The organism is Chlorogloeopsis sp. ULAP02, assembly GCF_038404745.2.
Lineage (GTDB): Bacteria > Cyanobacteriota > Cyanobacteriia > Cyanobacteriales > Nostocaceae > Chlorogloeopsis.
Window position 1 is genome coordinate 1 of the sequence record NZ_JAYKTT020000054.1, and the last position, 18,439, is coordinate 18,439.

Consider the following 18,439-nt stretch of genomic DNA (forward strand, 5'->3'; position numbering starts at 1 on the left):
AATACTGAAACGTAACCCACCGATCAAAATAAACGAAAGTAGTCCATCAATTAATGGCAATGAACGTGGAAGTCCACTTAAAACGGAGTTTGGGATGCTATGAATTACATCAAAACAAAACGACTGTATGATGATCGCTGCTGCCATCAACATGGCGATATATGTGAGTTCCTCAATGCTGGCATAGCGCCAGTAACGGCGATAGAAGCCAGAACTCCATAAAATGAATTGTTTGATGAGCAAAAATAGTGTTGTGGCAAATGCTAAGTTTGATAGATATGCTTCTAGGCTAGGTATTCCATCTAAGCGCAGAATCAAAGCTAATAGGGGTGTAGCGGCAAAAACAATGATGTCGATTATTAACCAATCCCTGTTTCTCACTTTTAGCAATTTATCAAGTAATATATTGCTTGATTTCTGTATTAACCAATGAGAAACAATAAAGAAAACATTCATTTTTTGAAAACCTCAATTCGCTAAAGACTATTACTTAGCTACAAATAGCCAAGTCTAGACAAAGCAAATTGGTATAACCAATTTTATTAATTATTGCGAAACTTGTAGTAAAAATACACAGCAAAAGAAATTTGCAGTTGTCGCTCTTATTATCAAAACTGGTATCCATTCACTTATTGTCCTGTTTAACTCAAATCAAATATCTTTGACAGATGTCTGTTTTGGTTTGATGACTATCTCAAATGCTCTCAAAGTTATATTATGCACTTATCTAAGTTAAATCAACCTGACCAAAAGTATAGTAGTTGGATCTGACAATCATTTTAGTTGATATTCACACCACAATAACTATCTTGAATATATACATAAGTAACTCATCCTCAAGAATTGGATTTTTATCAAATAACTGAGTCGCAAATGCATACAACATATTTAAAAATTATCCAGCAGAGCTTAAAGGCTAAGAAGCGCTTTTAAACTATGTTGATTTGCTGATCTGCAAAAAAACTTTTTTAGTTACTATATCTAGACTCAATCAAAAACTACCACTTTTAAGCCTAATCACATTGGAAATTAATAATTTTCTTAAAATTGGTCTGAATCAATTGATAAATAAATATCGCTTTTTTTCATTATCAACCTCCTCTAACAAGGATGATGCCATCTTCGTTAATGCATTGATAAAAAGATTATCTAAAGGCTTTGCTGAAGAAGATTTTTAGGACGTACACACAGCAAAAGCTTGTTTAGAAGATTTCATAAAATTCAGATTAGCTGATTGTTAACTCTATCAATACTTTTAATTTACAATTTGTTGTATTTTGAGTATCTAGATAGGTATTGAGATGCAACTAGCATAACATATGCTAGCAATTAGCATAACTAAATAGATTGTTTATATTGATAGAAATACTTTGATATAGTTAAAAAATTGAAGATAAAGCAAGCAATAACTTTATTTTTCAGAGAAATTTATAATTAAGAAAAATAGAAAGTATTTATGCCAAATTTAGAAGATGATAGATGATTTTTATGTTGCATATGAGTATCAAACAGCAATAAGATACTAGATGTCATAGAATGCTCACTACTAGCACAAAAAAATTATCGGTTATCTTTGCCAGAAATTACGCATGAGTTACGGAAAAACCAACCGCAGAGAACACAGAGAACACGAAGAAAAGAGGGTTTTAGAGGAATTTTGCGTAAGTCCTATTTGCGTTGCAAGTGCTCGTCTTTGCGATATTGCGATATTGCGATATATTGTTGTTGATCCTTAATCTATAAAACTGCTTCTCCCTATCTCGACTACATCGATGGTATGAAGTTGAGCCAACAAAAACACAAATTATTTTTTCTAACTGCGTTATATATCCCCTGGGGGAGTATTCTATATAAATAGGTAATCAATCCAACAGCACTGACAGTAGTACTAGAGCCATAAAGAGTGCTGATAAGTGTCTAGAGATTAGGAACCATTATTAAATGGTCTATTCAGTGAGCCTTTTGTAAACTTACTGAGAATTAATCATCAAGGTTGATGGAACGAACATAAGAATTTTCATGAGCACAAGCATTAATGGTTTAATGCTTGAGACTAGGAGTGTTTTTTAGATGCAGCAAGCTAGAAAACTTTAGTATTTCACAAAATTATCATGATCTACCAGCATAAAACACTAGAAATCAAACCACACATAACTAGATGGTTGAACCAAACATTATCAAACAAAATACAGACTACTACAGTAGTAGCAATTGAGAACATACTTTTGCCACCAGCGCAAATTCGACACTACTTTGAGCCTAAGAAGATGCAAGAATTAGTAGAGTCAATCAGGCAGCATGGCATTCTTGAGCCACTTTTAGTTCGCTCCATTAATAATGAGATGTATGAGTTAGTCAGTGGAGAACGACGCTATCGAGCGGCGAAAGAACTTCAAATATCACAAATTCCTGTTATAGTGCGCCAACTCAACGACGAAGAAGCATTGCAGATTAGCTTAATCGAGAATTTACAACGAGAAGACTTAAATCCAGTTGAGGAAACAGAGGGTATTCTGCAACTATTGGCAATTAAGCTGAACTTAGAAATTCAAAATATTCCTAAATTACTTTATAAGATGCAGCATGAAGCTAAACATAGAAATACCCAAAACGTTTTGGGCAGTGAACAAGGGCAAGCTGTACTAGAAGTGTTTAGAGGATTAGGGCTGATGAGTTGGGAGTCTTTCGTCAGTAGTCGCCTGCCTTTACTTAATTTATCTGAGGAGATTTTGATAGCTTTACGTCAAGGAAAGATAGCTTATACTAAAGCTCTAGTCATTGCTAGAGTTAAAGATAAAGAACAAAGACAAGTACTGCTAGAAGAAGCGATCGCCAAAACACTTTCGCTTTCTCAGATCAAAGAACGGCTCGTCAGTCTTACAACTGCAAGCTCTAATGACGATAGGCACCCATCCTTAAAAAATCGTATGAGTACAATTGTCCGTCTGCTGGATAAATCACAAATTTGGGATAATCCTACCAAGCGCGAATCACTAGAGAGGCTCATGGAACAGTTGCAAGCACTAGTGTCAGAAGAGTAAGCTGACAAAGCTAACTGAGTAGATCGCAAGCTTGGAAGCTGTATCTACTTTGCGCTCAAAACAGGGAAGATAATATAGATGAATATTGCTCAATAGCTGATCTTGTATTTTTCATTCCCACAGAGCTAGAAATGACGTTAGTTGTTGCTACATTTTATAAATTTGTTAACCTGCCAGATTTGATCGAGAAACAACAACCTTTACTATCCTATTGCCAAGTGCAAGGCATTAAGGGAACGATTCTGCTGGCACAAGAAGGTATTAACGGCACAATTGTTGGCTCCCGTCAGAGTGTAGACTCAGTATTATCTTTTTTGCGTTCCGATCCGCGCCTTGCTGATTTGGAACACAAAGAGTCTTCTGCTGACTCCCCACCGTTTGAGCGGATGAAAGTACGTCTAAAAAAAGAAATTGTCACTATTGGGCTGCCCGAAGTTAACCCGAATGAAGGTGTGGGAACTTATGTAAGCCCCAAAGACTGGAATGCCATTATTTGCGATCCAGAAGTGACAGTGATTGATACTCGCAATGATTATGAAGTGAGTATTGGCACTTTTAAAGGAGCGCAAAATCCCAAGACGGAATCATTTCGCCAATTTCCGGATTACATTGGCAAGCAACTTGATCCGAATCAACACAAGAAGGTAGCACTCTTTTGTACTGGTGGAATTCGTTGTGAAAAAGCTTCGGCTTTTATGCTTTCCCAAGGATTTCAAGAAGTTTATCATCTCAAAGGTGGTATTCTCAAATATTTAGAGGAAGTTCCAGCAGAAGAAAGTTTGTGGGAAGGAGAGTGTTTTGTTTTCGATGAACGCGTGGCAGTGAGTCACGGTTTGCAATCTGGTACCCACCAAATGTGTGCTAGCTGTGGGCATCCGATCTCAGAAGTTGATCGCACTTCTTTAAAGTACGAGGAAGGAATTTCTTGTCCCTACTGTTTTGATAGTTTGACAGAGGAGAAAAGAAAACGCCAGCAGGAAAAACTGCGCCAACAAAATTAACAGTAGCTTGGCGATCGCTGTTGCTCGATTCAGTTACGATGCATCTTTCCAAGTTCTTAATATTTAACAGTGCTCAACCGGATGCTGATGTCTGCGTATAATCTGGAGTAAATGCGATCGCTACAGATACTCATATCTTCTAGTAAAAAACCAATCTGCTTTAGCGGCTTGTCAATCATGCTGTTGCGGCTAGTCTGAGTCAACGTGTCACTTGATTGCAAGATTTAATACTCTCAGTTTCTATACATAATTCTTAAGTTTTAATTTTTCATAGCTAGGGTTAAGCCATCTGCAATTGGTATCATACTGATCGTAACTCTTTGGTCTTGATGTAGTTTCTGATTCAAAGCACGAATTTTGTTAGTGCGATTGTCTTGAATGTTGCGATCGGCTACTTGACCTGACCATAACACATTATCGATTGCAATCAATCCTTTCGGACGTACAAGTTGCAAAGCCAATTCGTAATAATTCTCATAATTGCTTTTGTCAGCATCAATGAAGGCAAAATCAAAGGTTTCTCCTTCGCCTGCTGCTAACAACTGCTCTAGCGTTTCTAAGGCTGGAGCAATGTGTAATTGAATTCTATTTGCCACACCTGCTTGCTGCCAGTATCGACGGGCAATAGCTGTGTACTCTTCACTAACATCACAAGCCACTACTTTGCCATCTACTGGCAATGCCAATGCAACTACCAGAGAACTATAGCCAGTAAATACACCAATCTCCAATGTTTTCTTTGCCCCAATTAACCGCACCAGCAATCCCATAAATTGTCCTTGCTCAGGTGCAATCTGCATTTCAGCCATTGGATGCTGTGCCGTTTCCTGTCGCAGTTGGGTGAGAATTTCTGGTTCCCGTAGAGATACGGAGAGCAAGTAGTTATAAAGGTGTTTGTCTAGTCCAATAGTCTTATTTGCCATAAAACGCGATCGCTAATCCTGAGTTCCGTAAAAGATTTTACTTTGGACAAACAAAGGCGAGCTTGAAGCTTTTATTAAACTCTAAGTATTGTGGATGCAGTGACAGAAGGTAAGCATCACCTCAATCGTGATCAAATATTTAAATTTGATTAGATTGTAAAGACACACCACTATATGGAAGGAAATTAGATTACGGGTAAGCTAGCAGTCGTAGTCTAAATAACAAATAAAAAGATCCAACAAAAACTATGTTCTGATCATCTTAAATGTTATCTATAATCATAGTTAATTAATTTACAAAATTCGACATAAATTGTAGTCAAAGACAACAACCTTTGATTATCAGATGATTTTTTTAATCTTTAGTGATTAGTTTGCCTAGTAATACTCTTTCTACTCCTTGAGTTATATTTCACAAATTTCTAGAATTAGTAAACTAGCATACAATCCAAAATTGCACTTTACTGTAGTTGCTACTTGCAAGGGGGAAAAGCATGAGCCGTCCAATTATTCTTGGTATTGTTGGTGACAGTGCTGCTGGAAAAACCACACTGACAAAAGGGATTGCTCAGGTGCTTGGCCCAGAAAATGTGACAATCATTTGTACAGATGATTACCACCGCTACGATCGCAAACAACGTGCAGAAATTGGTATAACAGCTCTTCACCCCGACTGCAACTATCTAGATGTTATGCAGCAGCATTTGTCACTGCTAAGAATAGGACAGCCTATTCTCAAGCCTGTTTACAGTCACAAAACAGGTACATTTGAGCCGCCAGTTTACATTAAACCGGGTAAATTCGTGATTGTTGAGGGATTACTTGGTTATTCAACTCGTACAGCTCGTGATTCCTATGACGTAAAAGTTTATCTCGCACCCCCTGAAGAATTACGTGCTACCTGGAAAGTTAAACGAGATACACAAAAACGGGGCTATACAGAAGAACAGGTGTTAGCAGAACTTGAAAAGCGAGAACCAGACTCAGAACAGTTTATTCGTCCGCAAAGACAATGGTCAGATATAGTAATAAGTTTTTACCCGCCTAACGATGATTTGAATCAAGTTAACGGACATCTAAACGTGCGTTTAGTTTTACGTCCAACCATTCCTCATCCGAATTTTACCCAAATTCTTGGTCTCGATCACAATTCTATGTCAGCAATTCGTTTGGGATTAGATCGGGATATGGGTAAACCTGTTGATGTTTTAGAAGTTGACGGTCATGCTACTTTAGAACAAGTCAATAAGTTAGAACATCTAATTTGCTCGGATATGCCTCACTTGAGGAGCATATGCGATCGCGACAGCAATCCAGAGTTAGGCAAAGTTGCTGGCACCACTGGGGAAACAATTCAAAGTTATCCCCTCGCCCTTACCCAGCTTTTGATTACTTACCATATGCTCAAAGCAACACAAATACATTAGACATCTTGTGAAAAAGAATGTAGAGACGCGTACACCGCGGGGGTTCCCGTAGGGTAATTTCGCGTCTCTACTCTCTGTATTTGGATCAAAGTTTTTGTGAAATGGTAGTGCGATCGCCCGCTCTTGTATTAAGTCGAGATGCGCGATGTGAAAGTTGTGCGTAGAGGTAAGTGGTTAGGCAAAATTAAAGTTATGGGTAGAGGCAAGGGAACAGGGAACTCTTAACAGGGAACAGCAAAAAAATGTGTAATTAATTTTGTTTAGATACTTAGTAGCCCATTAGCCTTTAGCAAAAATTTTAAATATTTAGTCAAATCGGTTATATTTTGAGAGCCTTCAGGGGATAAATAGAGTATAGATACTCTGCGAGTGTATTTCCCTGAGTTTGCTATGACTTATTGTCTCAGAATTGTTGATATGCCTGAAACCGAGCGTCCGCGAGAGCGGTTGTTGGCTCATGGTTCTAAAGTTTTATCCACTGCTGAATTAATTGCAATTCTGCTTGGCACCGGGCAAGGAGCGGGAAAACTCTCTGCTGTGGGTTTGGGACAATATATATTACACGAATTAAGTAAATGCGATCGCGATCCATTAGCAGTGCTGCGAGATATTAGCGCTGCTGAATTAATGCAAATTCCTGGCATTGGCCCAGCAAAAGCAACTACCATATTAGCAGCAATTGAATTAGGTAAACGTGCCTTTCAGTCTCGTCCTTCGGATCGGACAGTGATTGATAGTCCAGCTGCTGCCGCTGCTGCTCTTAGCCAAGACTTAATGTGGCAAACAAATGAGCGTTTTGCAGTGTTGCTGTTGGATGTAAAAAATCGCTTGCTGGGAACGCAGGTAATTACTATTGGCACTGCCACCGAAACTTTAGCACCTCCTCGCGAAATTTTTCGAGAAGTGATTCGCCAAGGAGCAACACAAGTAATAGTTGCACACAATCACCCTTCAGGTAACATTGAACCTAGTAGCGAAGATATCGAACTTACCCGGCAGTTGCTAGCAGGGGCGCAATTTTTGGGTATTCCACTGCTAGATCATTTAATTTTAGGTAATGGCAATCATCAAAGTTTGCGGGAAATTACAACCTTGTGGGAGGAGTACCCCCAGGGAGATTCATGAAACTGGAAAAGTGGAGTGCCGCTGTGGTTCTTTCTTGAACCCTTGCCATTTATAGCTTGACTTATCGATTCACCGTACTCATGTCCGCATAGCGATCGCCTGCTGCCACATTTTTGGGAGCGACTTCGTCAATACGTTGCAAGTCTTCTGGTGTCAGAGCAATCTCTACGGCTTTAATATTTTCCTCTAGATACTGACGGCGCTTAGTTCCCGGAATTGGAACGATATTTTCTCCTTGTGCCAATAACCATGCCAGCGCCAACTGACCGGGGGTTGCTTGTTTTTCGGCCGCGATCGCTTTCACTAGTTCTACTAATTGTAGATTCTTTTGGAAGTTTTCACCCTGAAAACGAGGCGAAGTACGGCGAAAATCATCTGGAGCCAAGTCATCAGGACTGGTAATTTGTCCAGATAAAAATCCCCGCCCCAAAGGAGAGTAAGGTACAAAGCCAATCCCTAATTCTCGCAAAGTCGGCAAGATTTCATCTTCTGGCTCGCGCGTCCATGGAGAATACTCGCTTTGTAAGGCTGCGATCGGATGAACGGTGTTGGCACGGCGAATAGTTGTCGGTGCTGCCTCCGACAGTCCCAAGTAGCGGACTTTACCTTGCTGTACGAGTTCTGCCATTGCACCCACGGTGTCTTCAATCGGTACGTTCGGATCGACACGATGCTGGTAATAGAGGTCGATGTAGTCAACTCCAAGCCGTTTCAGCGAGGCATCACAAGCTTGGTGAACGTATTCCGGACGCCCGTTGATTCCCCGGAAACTGCTGTCTTGACTGCGTTGGATACCAAATTTAGTTGCCAATACTACCTTGTCTCGACGGCCTGCGATCGCTTTGCCCACAAGTTCTTCATTGGCGCCGTAGCCATACATATCGGCGGTATCAAGAAAGTTGACACCAAGTTCTAGGGCGCGGTGGATAGTGGCGATTGATTCAGTTTCATCCTGTTCGCCGTAGAACTCGGACATACCCATACAACCAAGTCCCAAAGCGGAAACAACAAGCCCTTGTTTGCCTAATTTTCGTGTCTTCATTGGTTTTTTCCTTTTTATCTAAAATTTGTATTTTTCTCTAATGCCAATAATTCATTACAAACTCATTGGCAGGCGCACTTGAAACCTCGTATCTCCTGGTTGAGAAAAAACCCGAATATCGCCATGATGTTGTCCCACAACAATGCGATAGGCGATGTGCAAACCTAATCCTGTACCTTTACCTACTCCTTTGGTAGTAAAAAACGGCTCGAAGATATGGGACAGAATTTCTGGGGGAATGCCAAGCCCATTATCAGCAATTTCCACTAGCAAAAAGTCAGTTTCGCAACTAGTACGAATCCAGATTTGACCTTGCCCATTGATAGCATCAATAGCATTGTCAATCAAATGCGTCCAAACTTGATTTAAGTCTCTGCCATAGACATTAATACGCGGCAGTTCGCAGTCATACTCCCGCGTTACTACCAGACCTTGCTTCAGCTTGTGACTCAAGATGGTTAAAGTACTTTCTATACCTTCATGTAAATCTATTTCCTGTAAAGGTGCTCGATCCATGTAGGAATAATCTTTAACAGCTTCAACAAGAGTGGAGATTCGCGCAGTACAATGATCTATTTCTTCTAACAAACCTATTTCTTGCAGCGTTACCTCTATCCAAGTGAGGACATTACTAAGTAACAAGCCACCTATATTCTGCTTAATATTCTCCAACCATTGAGTGTCTATTCCAACGGAAACAAAGGTAGGAGCAAGTTTCCACGCATTGGCAATGTTGTGCATTTCCAGCCATTGCATGACTTCATCCTCGCGATCGCTTTGGGTTAGCGGATCGAGTTGCACTGCTGTTTTAGCGCGGGCGATCGCATCTTGCAGCAAGTCGGCAAGAAACGCTTTTTGTGCGCAAGTCATTTCCTGCTGATTCAGCTTAATTGTTAGTGGTTGCAATACTTGCACTGTCTGACGTAACTGTCCTACAGCTCGGCGGCTGGCTGAGGCAGGGTTGTTCAACTCGTGAGCCAAACCTGCTGCCAAAGTGCCTAATGCTACCATTCTTTCTCGATGCTGTGATATCGTTTGTACTTCTTGCAACCTTTCTGCCATCGTGCGCAGAATTGCGGTCATGACACAAGTACAACTCGAAAGCATTTCCCAAAATGCCTGGTTTGGCAATTCAAAAATCTGGCAGCGAGTCACAGCAGAACCACTTGCCCAGAAGTATTCTTGACCCATTAAAACAGGCAATTCGCCATACAGGGTTTTCGGTTCGTAAGTTGCCAACAAAATCTCTTCATTACCGACTTTTTTTGTAATTCGCACTTGACCTTCAAGCAACACAAAAACATGGTTGGCGCGATCGCCTTGATGGCGATGAATTTCACCTGGTTGCAACCATACCTCTTGTCCTTGTTCCAGTAGCCATTGCAACCTTGGTTCCGGTAGTTTTGCAAAGATTGGGACTTGGCGTAAAGTGTTGATGTCAAGCATAATCAAACCGAGTTTGGAATTAATATCATGTCTATTTAAGGGGATGAATTTTATCTCACGCACCAGACGCATTAGACGCCCGGAGGGTAGGCGCGGAGAAAGAACGATTCCCCGCGTCCCCATGTCTCTTTTTTATGCCTGGCGGTGAAACTTGTTTTATTGTGACTGCCCTTTGCCCTCTTTACACAAGTTGTCAACAGGTTTGATGATAGGCAAACGCACGCGAAAGCGCGTATCACCAGGTTTAGATTCGACATGAATATCACCTTTGTGTCTGTTGACAACGATTCGGTAAGTAATTTCTAAACCTAAACCGGTGCCTTTCCCAACACCTTTAGTAGTAAAAAATGGTTCAAAACCCATAGTCTATAAACTATTCGGCGGCTGATCCCCCGAAAAATGACTACACCTTTATTTTGGAGGTAAAATGGCGGCAAAAAACAAAAAAGGTTCCGTTGTTCTTAGCTCGACTTTATCGCTCACTGGTATTGATGCCGAGGCGATAACCACAGGCATTTCAACAAGGGTTTCGTTTGAAACGCGATCCTTGCACCCAACTCCCTTAATTTTATTGAAGTCACTTTTTATATTGCGTTTTAGATTTACCAATTACGCACTTCTGTAGAGTTCGCTTACGAAACGGAACTGGTAAGGAGGTTTAGGGATCGAGGGACATACTTATATACTATGTATTTTATTTAAATTAAGAAATTCAGTACAAAAATCAGGATTTTTGTCTAATAATTACTCACTGTCTAATCACTTTTTAGCAAAAACTTAACAACCATGTATTTCAATCCTGGTGTTGCAGTGTTTGTATGACCTGTGTTTGAAGTTCATGTAAGTTAACACCCAAATATTCTAAGATTCTCACTGCATTACTAGGCTGACCATCAATTAACTCTTGACCTTCTTCAAGGAGTCCAAGAAGGAGATGGAAAGCGCTAATAAAGCGTTGTTTACCTCGATCAGCTATCTCTTCCGCTCTTGTAAGGACTCGAATTGCTCTTTCAGAGAAACCCACTCCTTCGTTAAAAGCAAACGAAGCAATTGTATAGTTAGCCTCTACTTCAACTACTTGTGTAGATGGTGGAGAAACAACCAAAGTGGATTCCGACAAGTCAGTATCAATAGGCACTAAAACATCACGAATGGCTGCTTGAACTCTTGCTAATGTAATATTTCGATTTTGAAAAAAATTAAGTGAATTAAATGAAGTTAAATTTGTCTCTGTATCAGAGGAAGTTTCATTCCCGTCAGAACTCTCCTGAGCAATTAAACCTAATAGAATTAATTCTGTTCCAACAGAGTGATACTGTTGAGAGAATACTTGATTTCCAGCAAAAAGTACTGCCTTTAAACCTTGGCTGTCAAGTCGCTCAAATAACATACTAAAAACATTTATCTGCGTAATTAATTGATATCGCAAAAATACTGAACTCTTCTATAAATTTTGGCTCAGAATAATAACAACACGTAGTCATTTGTACACAGGATTTATTAATTTTGCAACTTCTTAAAGTTTGAATAAAATTTAAAAGAATCTTGTAGACACTTATTTGGAGAAAGAAATAGTTTGAAATAGTAATCTCAAAGCAATACGCTTTCACCTAATTTATGCACTCTACCAAATCTGAAAGTTATCCAGTACAGCAACAAATGAAATCCCGTAATCATTCGATGTATTTATGGAAGAAATTTAACAAGCTTTGCTTACTACCTGCTATCGTTCCACTAGTCTCTGTCTTGACTAGCCTAGTTGCTTCTCCTGCAATTGCAGGTTCAGTTGACATAGAATTTGGGGATGCGAGGTAGCATTGGCTTGTGCCAACTTCAATGCTACGAGTACAACAGCATCGTGGCAGTTCACATTAAATCCTAAATCTCCATCAGTATATGGAATTAATGGTGGCATCACTTTTGATGATGATCCCCTTTCATTTCAATCAATTGATCAGGTTTATGTAGGAGGAACAAGGGGCGATTTTGGAATTGTGAATTATTCAGATCCTGAAGGTATAGCTCCGTTTACAGCCCAACTGACTGCGATACTTACTGCCTTTGCACCAAACCCACCCCTTATTCGTCATGCTGCTGTCCCATTACTATCAACATTGTGTGATATTCCCAATCCCAACCTCGCTTTTGTCTTTGATACTACGGGCAGTATGGGTTCTTACATTGGAACCGTACAACAAACTGCTAAAGACATTCTAAACAAACTAGATGTTTCTGGATTGAACTATCGTGTTGCGGTAACCGACTATAAAGATTTTGGCGGCTCAGACTATCCTTACAGACCTGTTTTACCCTTTTCCAGCAATCAAGCTGCTATTACAAGCGCTATTAACAGTCTCAGCTCAGTTAGTGGTGGTGGTGATACACCTGAATCAGCCTACTCAGCCTTGATTAGAACAATTCAAGGAGAAGGTATTGGCGAATGGGAAGAAGATGCATATAGTCGGTCAATCATTCTTCTAACAGACGCTCCTCCGCATGATCCTGAAACCTATACAGGCTACACAGCCGAAGATGTGATTGCTGCTGCTCGTTTTGCTAACGTAGGAACTGGTAATCCATTAGCTCTTTCCTCTACACAAACAATGAGTCCCTTTAGCTCTGCTTCAGCAAATATGTTTGCTGTTGAGCAAGCCACAGATGCAAATTCAAATGAGGATACTCCCCCATTAGTAAAAAGGCTGTATCCAATCAGAATTTTTACAATTCTTGCTGGTGGCAATACATGGGGCGCTGAGTTCTATGAAAAAATTGCTAAAGAAACGCTTGGTAAAGTTTACTATACTAGCTCCGCAAATGATATCACTAAAGCCCTCTTTGATATTACTGGAACTCTCTCAGGGGGCGGTGATTCTACAGTCAAAGTTCCTGAAAACTCACCTGTAATTGGACTGCTGGTAATGGGAACTTTGATTGCTGGAATGGCTATGTTCAAGCGAAAAAGGAATTCGCTTGATGTGTCAGATTAATTTATTTCGCCTTTTTCACATGAGTTCTTCACAGGTTGAATGATAGGCAAACGCACGCGAAAGCGCGTATCACCAGGTTTAGATTCAACATGAATATCACCTTTGTGTCTATTGACAACTATTCGGTAAGTAATTTCTAAACCTAAACCGGTGCCTTTACCGACACCTTTAGTAGTAAAAAATGGCTCAAAAATACGAGATTGTATCGCTTCCGGAATGCCAATTCCTGTATCAGCTATTTCTACTACAAGACAGTTATTGTCTTTATAAGTGCTAACAGTTAAATCGCCTTTGCCATCCATTGCATCAATGGCATTGTCAATCAAATTTGTCCACACTTGATTGAGTTCGCTTGCATAAGCACAGATGCGTGGCAGAGTGCGATCGTAGTTGCGGTGAATAATGATTCCCTTCTTGATCCGACAACTAAAAATCAGCAAAGTGTTTTCGATTCCCTCATGCACATCTATTTCTTGGAGGGGAGCTTGATCCATATAGGTGTAGCCTTTAATTGCTTTCACCAGCTCAGAAATGCGTGTTGTACTCTGTTCGATATCGTTGATGAGTCCTGTTGCTGACAGTGCAGTTTCTAACCAATTCAACACCTTGCCAAGTGAGTCGGAGGGGATGCGATCGCTAATAATATCAAGCTTGCCAGAATCTAATCCGGCAGAAACAAATGTGGGGGCAAGTTTCCAACCATTAGCTACATCATGTTCTTCTAGCCAATCCGTTACTTCGTCTTCTTTATCACTTTGGGTAAGAGGATCTAGTTTGGGTGCAGTCGCAATGTATTCTGTTGCTTGATTTTGAATTGCCACCAGTAAATTAAGTTGTTCTTTTGTCAGGCAACTTAGCCCTAGAGTTAGAGATTGCAAGTTTTGGAAGTTCTCGCGTAATAATGATGCTGCCCGTCGCGCCGCTGCTCCTGGATTGTTTAATTCGTGTGCCAAACCTGCTGAGAGTTTACCTAAGGCTGCCATCTTCTCTTGTTGACGCAGTTGTGCTTCTAAATCTTTGCTTCTACCCGCCATCGCAGTCAGGATGACATCTGCTAAGGGTGAACAATCGGTGAGAATTTGCTTAAAGGTGTCGATATCAATTCGCAGTACCTGAGTGGATGCGATCGCGCGAGCGTTAACAATATAAGCCGAACCAGTCAGCATCGATAATTCACCGACAAATTCACCACGACGATGAATAGCAAGCAGTCTCGTCTCGCCACCGACTTGTTTGGTAATCTCGATTTCGCCGTCTAAAACTGCGTGGAAGCTGTAGTTAGAGTCACCTTCGTTAAACAGCACATCCCCTGCGTTGAGTTGGATCTGGGTGCCATAATGCTTCATCTCTTCTAAAGCTTGATCTGGCAATTTAGGAAACAGCGTCATCTGGTTGGGATCGTGCAGCATGACAACTCCTGATTGATTTTGTTTAAATTTGGGTTATTTAGTAAGTGACTTTAAACGCAGAGGAGCGCAGAGTAAACGCGGAGGAACGCTGAGTAAGTGAGTAAGATTGTCCGTTACAAGACTTTGCTCAAATATTGATGTACGAACTGAACGCAGATTGAACCTTCACCTACTCCCGAAGCAACACGCTTGACTGAACCATGACGCACATCACCCACTGCAAAAATACCAGGAATATTTGTTTCTAGCAAATAGGGATCGCGTTCCAAATTCCATCCTTTAATGTGCTGTTTGTCGCGCAGCAAATCTGGCCCTGTTAAAATAAAACCGCGATCGCTTCGTTCTATCACACCATCTAACCATTCAGTACGGGGTGCTGCCCCAATAAAGATAAATAGTGAAGTGGCAGGAACTGTTTGTGTTTCACCAGTGAGGTTATTCTTGAGAGTAATTGCTTCTAAAGATGTTTCACCTTTGGCTTCAATGACGCTAGTTTGCGTTTTGACGGTAATATTTGGTGTATCGGCGATTTGGTCAATCAAGTACTGAGACATACTTATACCCAAGGAGTCGCCTCTTACCAAGATCGTTACATGGCGAGCATATTTAGAAAAATACATCGCTGCTTGTCCGGCGGAATTTGCCCCACCGACTATATAAACTTCTTCGTCTTTACAACTCATCGCTTCCGACTGCGCTGCACCATAGTAAACACCCGCACCAGTCAAGCGGTTCACTCCAGGTACATCCAATCGCCGCCACGCCACACCTAGCGCCAAAATCATCGCATGACAGCTAATTTCACTGCCATCTGACAACTGCAAAAATCGATATGGATCTGCGACGCGAATGCCTTTCGCTTCCTGCGGTGTAAGAATTTCCACACCAAAACGTCTTGCTTGGGTAACGGCACGACGCGCCAAATCGCCTCCGCTTAAGCCTACGGGAAAACCAAGGTAATTTTCAATACGTGAACTTGTTCCGGCTTGTCCGCCTGGGGCTTCTCGTTCAATCATCACCGTGCACAACCCTTCGGATGCACCATACACTGCGGCTGCAAGTCCGGCAGGGCCGCCGCCGACAATAATTAAGTCATAAAATGGCTGTTGCGCCTGGGTTCGCAATCCTATTTTCTCGGCAATCTCTGTATTGGTTGGCTGTGTCAGTTTAGAGCCATCAGGAAAAATAACTAAGGGAAAGTGTAATTTATTGCAATCAGCGTATTCGACTAGCTGTTCGGCTTCCTTCGATAATTCAATATCCATCCACTCGTAAGGCACTTGATTTCGTGCTAGGAAGTCTTTAACTTGATGGGAATGAGGCGACCAACGGTTACCAATTACACGAATACCTTCAAAGGGTGGGCGGAATGTTGCTTGCCAGTCATCAAGCAAATCGTTCAAAACTGGATATAACCGTTCTTCTGGCGGGTTCCACGGTTTCATTAAATAGTAATCGATTTTTGTGGTGTTGATGGCGCGAATCGCGGCATCGGTGTCTGCATAGGCAGTAAGTAAAGCACGCTTTGCGTCTGGAAATATTGACATGGCTTGTTCGAGAAACTCAACACCAGACATTTGCGGCATTCGTTGATCTACCAAAAATAGTGCTACTGACTGGTTCCGGAGTTTGAGTTGTTTGAGTGCTTCCAAAGCGCTAGCACCAGAATCAGCACGCAATATACGATAGTTTTCTCCATATTCCTGCCGCAGATCTCTTACTACTGCTTGCAAAACTTCTGGATCATCGTCAACCGTTACGATCGCTGGTTTCACTATATTCCCTCACACTAAAAGCTGGTATAAACCGATTAGAGTTCCGTCGGGATCTCGAAGATAAGCCGTTTTGATTCCGAAGTAGGGATTATTCATGGGTGGTGCGATAAATTTCACACCTTTATATCTTAATTGTTGATATTCTTCTTCCACATTATGGACTGTAAAAATTAATGCTACATTATCTTGACATTCAGCATGAGGTGGCTTATCGGCATTATGAATTAGTTGCGCCATTTCTTGTCGCCGAAATATACTTAGCTTCATATCTCCGGCTTTAAACTCGGCATATCCATCTTCTTCATCTTCGACAGCAACATCAAATCCCATCACATCTTTGTAGAATAAAAAGCTAGCTTTCCAGTCTTTGACTAGTAATCTTGTGTATGCTAAACCTGTTTTCATTGCTGGTGTACCTCTGCTGCAATCTTCGATTAAATTATGCGATCGCCTCTTTTAGTAAGTTTCTATGCAGATTTGTTTGTAATCATCTTCGTTATTAAAAACGGAGTAAATCAACTTTAAGGAGTATTTTTGCAAACAATTCCAAGTTTTAGGTAATAACGACCACAGATGGACACAGATAAACACAGATAAAATATTCGTGTGATCTGTGTTTATCTGCGGAACGTTTGTAGACGCCGAAGGCGGCTTCCCGAAGGGTGCGGAGGTTTCCTCTGCTCAAAGCTTTCCAAGACAGTGGTCGATTTATAAAACATGATTTTTGTTTGCCATTTTTATTCACATCAAACGTAATTTCCAAATGACTAGTGAAAAAGCTTTTTCTCTTGTGTCTTTTATCTTCTGCTTTCTTAATTATCATTTTTTAGTTTTTACAGAAACTTGTTCTGGCTTTTGAAACACAAACGAGAGTAAAGGTGGTGCTAAAAAAGTTGTTAAAATTACCATTACAATAATTGCAGCATCTAACGAACCCGATAAAACTCCAGTTGTTGAGCCAATACCTGCAAATACTAGTCCAACTTCTCCCCGTGGAATCATACCAATACCAATTGCTAATCGATTAGTTTCTTCTTGATCGAAGACTGTAAAACCGCTAATTACTTTACCTACAATTGCTATCAAAATTAAGAATACAGCAATCATCAGCCCTTCACGATTTTCAGGTACAAATGGATTTAATACACCAATATTAGTTTTGGCACTTACAACTACAAAGAAGACAGGTACTAGTATATCTGCTATAGGAATAATTTGGTTTTTCAAAGCCTGACATTTTTGAGTTTCTGCTAATACCAAGCCCGCAGTAAATGCTCCTAGAATTGCTTCTAATTGAATGGCTGTAGCAATATAGGATAAAGCAAAAGCAAAAATTAAAGCCGGAATTAACAACTGACCGCGAGTTCTCAACTCATCGACAATTTTGACAAAGTAAGGATTAAAAAGACGACCAAGTAAAACTGCTCCGACTAGGAATGCTACGGCACTGATAATCAAATACACTACATTTGTCAGTTCTACCTCTCCGGTTTTTGCCAGACTTGCAACAATAGCAAGAATAATAATACCAAGAACATCATCTAAAACAGCAGCGCCAATAATAATTTGTCCTTCTTTACGATTGAGATATTGCAGTTCTGCTAAAACTTTAGCTGTAATTCCAATACTGGTTGCTGTCAGAGCGGCACCAGCAAAAATTGCTGGAACAGTGGGTATACCAAATAAGTAAACTAATCCTAAAGTACCACCAAAAAAGGGCGCGGCTACTCCTACTAATGCAACGATCGCAGAGTAAGGCCCGACTTTCAGCAGTTCTTTTAAATCTGATTCCAAACCAATTTCAAATAACAGAATTACTACACCTATTTCTGCCAATACTGAAATAACTTCACTATTTATTTGAAAAATAGCTGCTCCATCTAAACTTAAACCTGTAGTGGCGATTAAAAAATTAATGATGAGGGAATTACTACTATCGCCTCCACCTTCAGGAAATACTAATAAATGAAAGGCAGATATTCCCACCACAAGCCCACCGAGTAGTTGTCCTAAAACTGGCGGCATATTTAAGCGAGCGCAAATCTCAGCACCAACGATACTGGCAAGATAAATTACTATCAAACTAATTAGTACTCCTGCCATGATGTAAGCACTGTCTGATTCTGTCGCAGTTGCTAACAGAGGAATAATTGGGTTCGATGTTAAAGAAGTCACCCAGGTTATAGAAATTGCTAACATCTTGTGTTGCTTTTTTCAAGTCTTTTAGATAGAAAAACCCGATTTTATTAAGAAACCGGGTTAG

14 protein-coding genes and 2 pseudogenes are annotated in these 18,439 nt (G+C 40.6%); 5 read left to right on the plus strand and 11 right to left on the minus strand.

What is annotated here, in order from left to right; genetic code table 11:
• Window positions 1-456 (minus strand): annotated as a pseudogene (locus U2718_RS18835) (polysaccharide biosynthesis protein); the annotation flags it as partial.
• 1,655 nt (window positions 457-2,111) lie between these two features.
• Between U2718_RS18835 and U2718_RS18840 the strand changes: the two are divergent.
• Window positions 2,112-3,041: a ParB/RepB/Spo0J family partition protein gene (locus tag U2718_RS18840; RefSeq protein ID WP_341996033.1), complete on the plus strand. Its 930-nt coding sequence runs from the start codon at window positions 2,112-2,114 to the stop codon at window positions 3,039-3,041.
• A gap of 131 nt (window positions 3,042-3,172) precedes the next feature.
• Complete coding sequence (locus U2718_RS18845; RefSeq protein ID WP_341996035.1) at window positions 3,173-4,042, plus strand: rhodanese-related sulfurtransferase; 870 nt, start codon at window positions 3,173-3,175, stop codon at window positions 4,040-4,042.
• Between the two features lie 56 nt (window positions 4,043-4,098).
• On the opposite strand, the gene U2718_RS18850 is transcribed toward U2718_RS18845, so the two are convergent.
• Both U2718_RS18850 and U2718_RS18855 read right to left on the minus strand, forming a co-directional pair.
• Window positions 4,099-4,263, minus strand: coding sequence for a hypothetical protein (locus U2718_RS18850; protein WP_341996037.1), 165 nt, complete (start codon window positions 4,261-4,263; stop codon window positions 4,099-4,101).
• A 39-nt stretch (window positions 4,264-4,302) separates the two neighbouring features.
• Complete coding sequence (locus U2718_RS18855; RefSeq protein ID WP_341996039.1) at window positions 4,303-4,965, minus strand: class I SAM-dependent methyltransferase; 663 nt, start codon at window positions 4,963-4,965, stop codon at window positions 4,303-4,305.
• 494 nt (window positions 4,966-5,459) lie between these two features.
• Here U2718_RS18855 and U2718_RS18860 point away from each other — a divergent pair, with 494 nt between their 5' ends.
• Both U2718_RS18860 and radC read left to right on the plus strand, forming a co-directional pair.
• Window positions 5,460-6,392 (plus strand): phosphoribulokinase, encoded by a 933-nt coding sequence (locus U2718_RS18860; RefSeq protein WP_341996041.1) that lies wholly within the window; start codon window positions 5,460-5,462, stop codon window positions 6,390-6,392.
• 390 nt (window positions 6,393-6,782) lie between these two features.
• Entirely contained in the window at window positions 6,783-7,517 is a 735-nt protein-coding gene (radC, locus tag U2718_RS18865; RefSeq protein WP_341996043.1) for a RadC family protein, read from the plus strand.
• Between the two features lie 61 nt (window positions 7,518-7,578).
• On the opposite strand, the gene U2718_RS18870 is transcribed toward radC, so the two are convergent.
• The 4 genes and pseudogenes from U2718_RS18870 to U2718_RS18885 form a co-directional block, all read right to left on the minus strand.
• Window positions 7,579-8,559 (minus strand): aldo/keto reductase, encoded by a 981-nt coding sequence (locus tag U2718_RS18870; RefSeq protein ID WP_341996045.1) that lies wholly within the window; start codon window positions 8,557-8,559, stop codon window positions 7,579-7,581.
• Between the two features lie 54 nt (window positions 8,560-8,613).
• Entirely contained in the window at window positions 8,614-10,005 is a 1,392-nt protein-coding gene (locus tag U2718_RS18875) for an ATP-binding protein (RefSeq protein WP_341996047.1), read from the minus strand.
• Between the two features lie 156 nt (window positions 10,006-10,161).
• Window positions 10,162-10,362 (minus strand): annotated as a pseudogene (locus U2718_RS18880) (ATP-binding protein); the annotation flags it as partial.
• Window positions 10,363-10,798: 436 nt separating this feature from the next.
• Window positions 10,799-11,434 (minus strand): Clp protease N-terminal domain-containing protein, encoded by a 636-nt coding sequence (locus U2718_RS18885; RefSeq protein ID WP_341996049.1) that lies wholly within the window; start codon window positions 11,432-11,434, stop codon window positions 10,799-10,801.
• A 388-nt stretch (window positions 11,435-11,822) separates the two neighbouring features.
• On the opposite strand from U2718_RS18885, the gene U2718_RS18890 reads away from it, so the two are divergent.
• Window positions 11,823-12,992, plus strand: coding sequence for a vWA domain-containing protein (locus tag U2718_RS18890; RefSeq protein ID WP_341996051.1), 1,170 nt, complete (start codon window positions 11,823-11,825; stop codon window positions 12,990-12,992).
• On the opposite strand, the gene U2718_RS18895 is transcribed toward U2718_RS18890, so the two are convergent.
• The 4 genes from U2718_RS18895 to U2718_RS18910 all read right to left on the minus strand — a co-directional run bounded on the left by U2718_RS18895 (window position 12,989) and on the right by U2718_RS18910 (window position 18,375).
• Window positions 12,989-14,401 (minus strand): ATP-binding protein, encoded by a 1,413-nt coding sequence (locus U2718_RS18895; RefSeq protein WP_341996053.1) that lies wholly within the window; start codon window positions 14,399-14,401, stop codon window positions 12,989-12,991. The two genes, U2718_RS18890 and U2718_RS18895, sit on opposite strands and share 4 nt — an antisense overlap.
• Window positions 14,402-14,514: 113 nt before the next feature.
• Window positions 14,515-16,179, minus strand: a complete 1,665-nt coding sequence (locus U2718_RS18900) for an FAD-dependent oxidoreductase (RefSeq protein WP_341996302.1) — start codon at window positions 16,177-16,179, stop codon at window positions 14,515-14,517.
• Between the two features lie 6 nt (window positions 16,180-16,185).
• Window positions 16,186-16,581, minus strand: coding sequence for a VOC family protein (locus U2718_RS18905; protein ID WP_341996055.1), 396 nt, complete (start codon window positions 16,579-16,581; stop codon window positions 16,186-16,188).
• A 414-nt stretch (window positions 16,582-16,995) separates the two neighbouring features.
• Window positions 16,996-18,375: a cation:proton antiporter gene (locus U2718_RS18910; RefSeq protein WP_341996057.1), complete on the minus strand. Its 1,380-nt coding sequence runs from the start codon at window positions 18,373-18,375 to the stop codon at window positions 16,996-16,998.
• Between the last annotated feature and the right edge of the window lie 64 nt (window positions 18,376-18,439).

Coding starts and splice junctions, on each gene's coding strand:
- radC (WP_341996043.1), top strand. CDS start 6,783: ATGACTTATTGTCTCAGAATTGTTGATATGCCTGAAACCGAGCGTCCG.
- U2718_RS18895 (WP_341996053.1), bottom strand. CDS start 14,401: ATGCTGCACGATCCCAACCAGATGACGCTGTTTCCTAAATTGCCAGAT.
- U2718_RS18875 (WP_341996047.1), bottom strand. CDS start 10,005: ATGCTTGACATCAACACTTTACGCCAAGTCCCAATCTTTGCAAAACTA.
- U2718_RS18855 (WP_341996039.1), bottom strand. CDS start 4,965: ATGGCAAATAAGACTATTGGACTAGACAAACACCTTTATAACTACTTG.
- U2718_RS18905 (WP_341996055.1), bottom strand. CDS start 16,581: ATGAAAACAGGTTTAGCATACACAAGATTACTAGTCAAAGACTGGAAA.
- U2718_RS18860 (WP_341996041.1), top strand. CDS start 5,460: ATGAGCCGTCCAATTATTCTTGGTATTGTTGGTGACAGTGCTGCTGGA.
- U2718_RS18910 (WP_341996057.1), bottom strand. CDS start 18,375: ATGTTAGCAATTTCTATAACCTGGGTGACTTCTTTAACATCGAACCCA.
- U2718_RS18870 (WP_341996045.1), bottom strand. CDS start 8,559: ATGAAGACACGAAAATTAGGCAAACAAGGGCTTGTTGTTTCCGCTTTG.
- U2718_RS18840 (WP_341996033.1), top strand. CDS start 2,112: ATGATCTACCAGCATAAAACACTAGAAATCAAACCACACATAACTAGA.
- U2718_RS18845 (WP_341996035.1), top strand. CDS start 3,173: ATGACGTTAGTTGTTGCTACATTTTATAAATTTGTTAACCTGCCAGAT.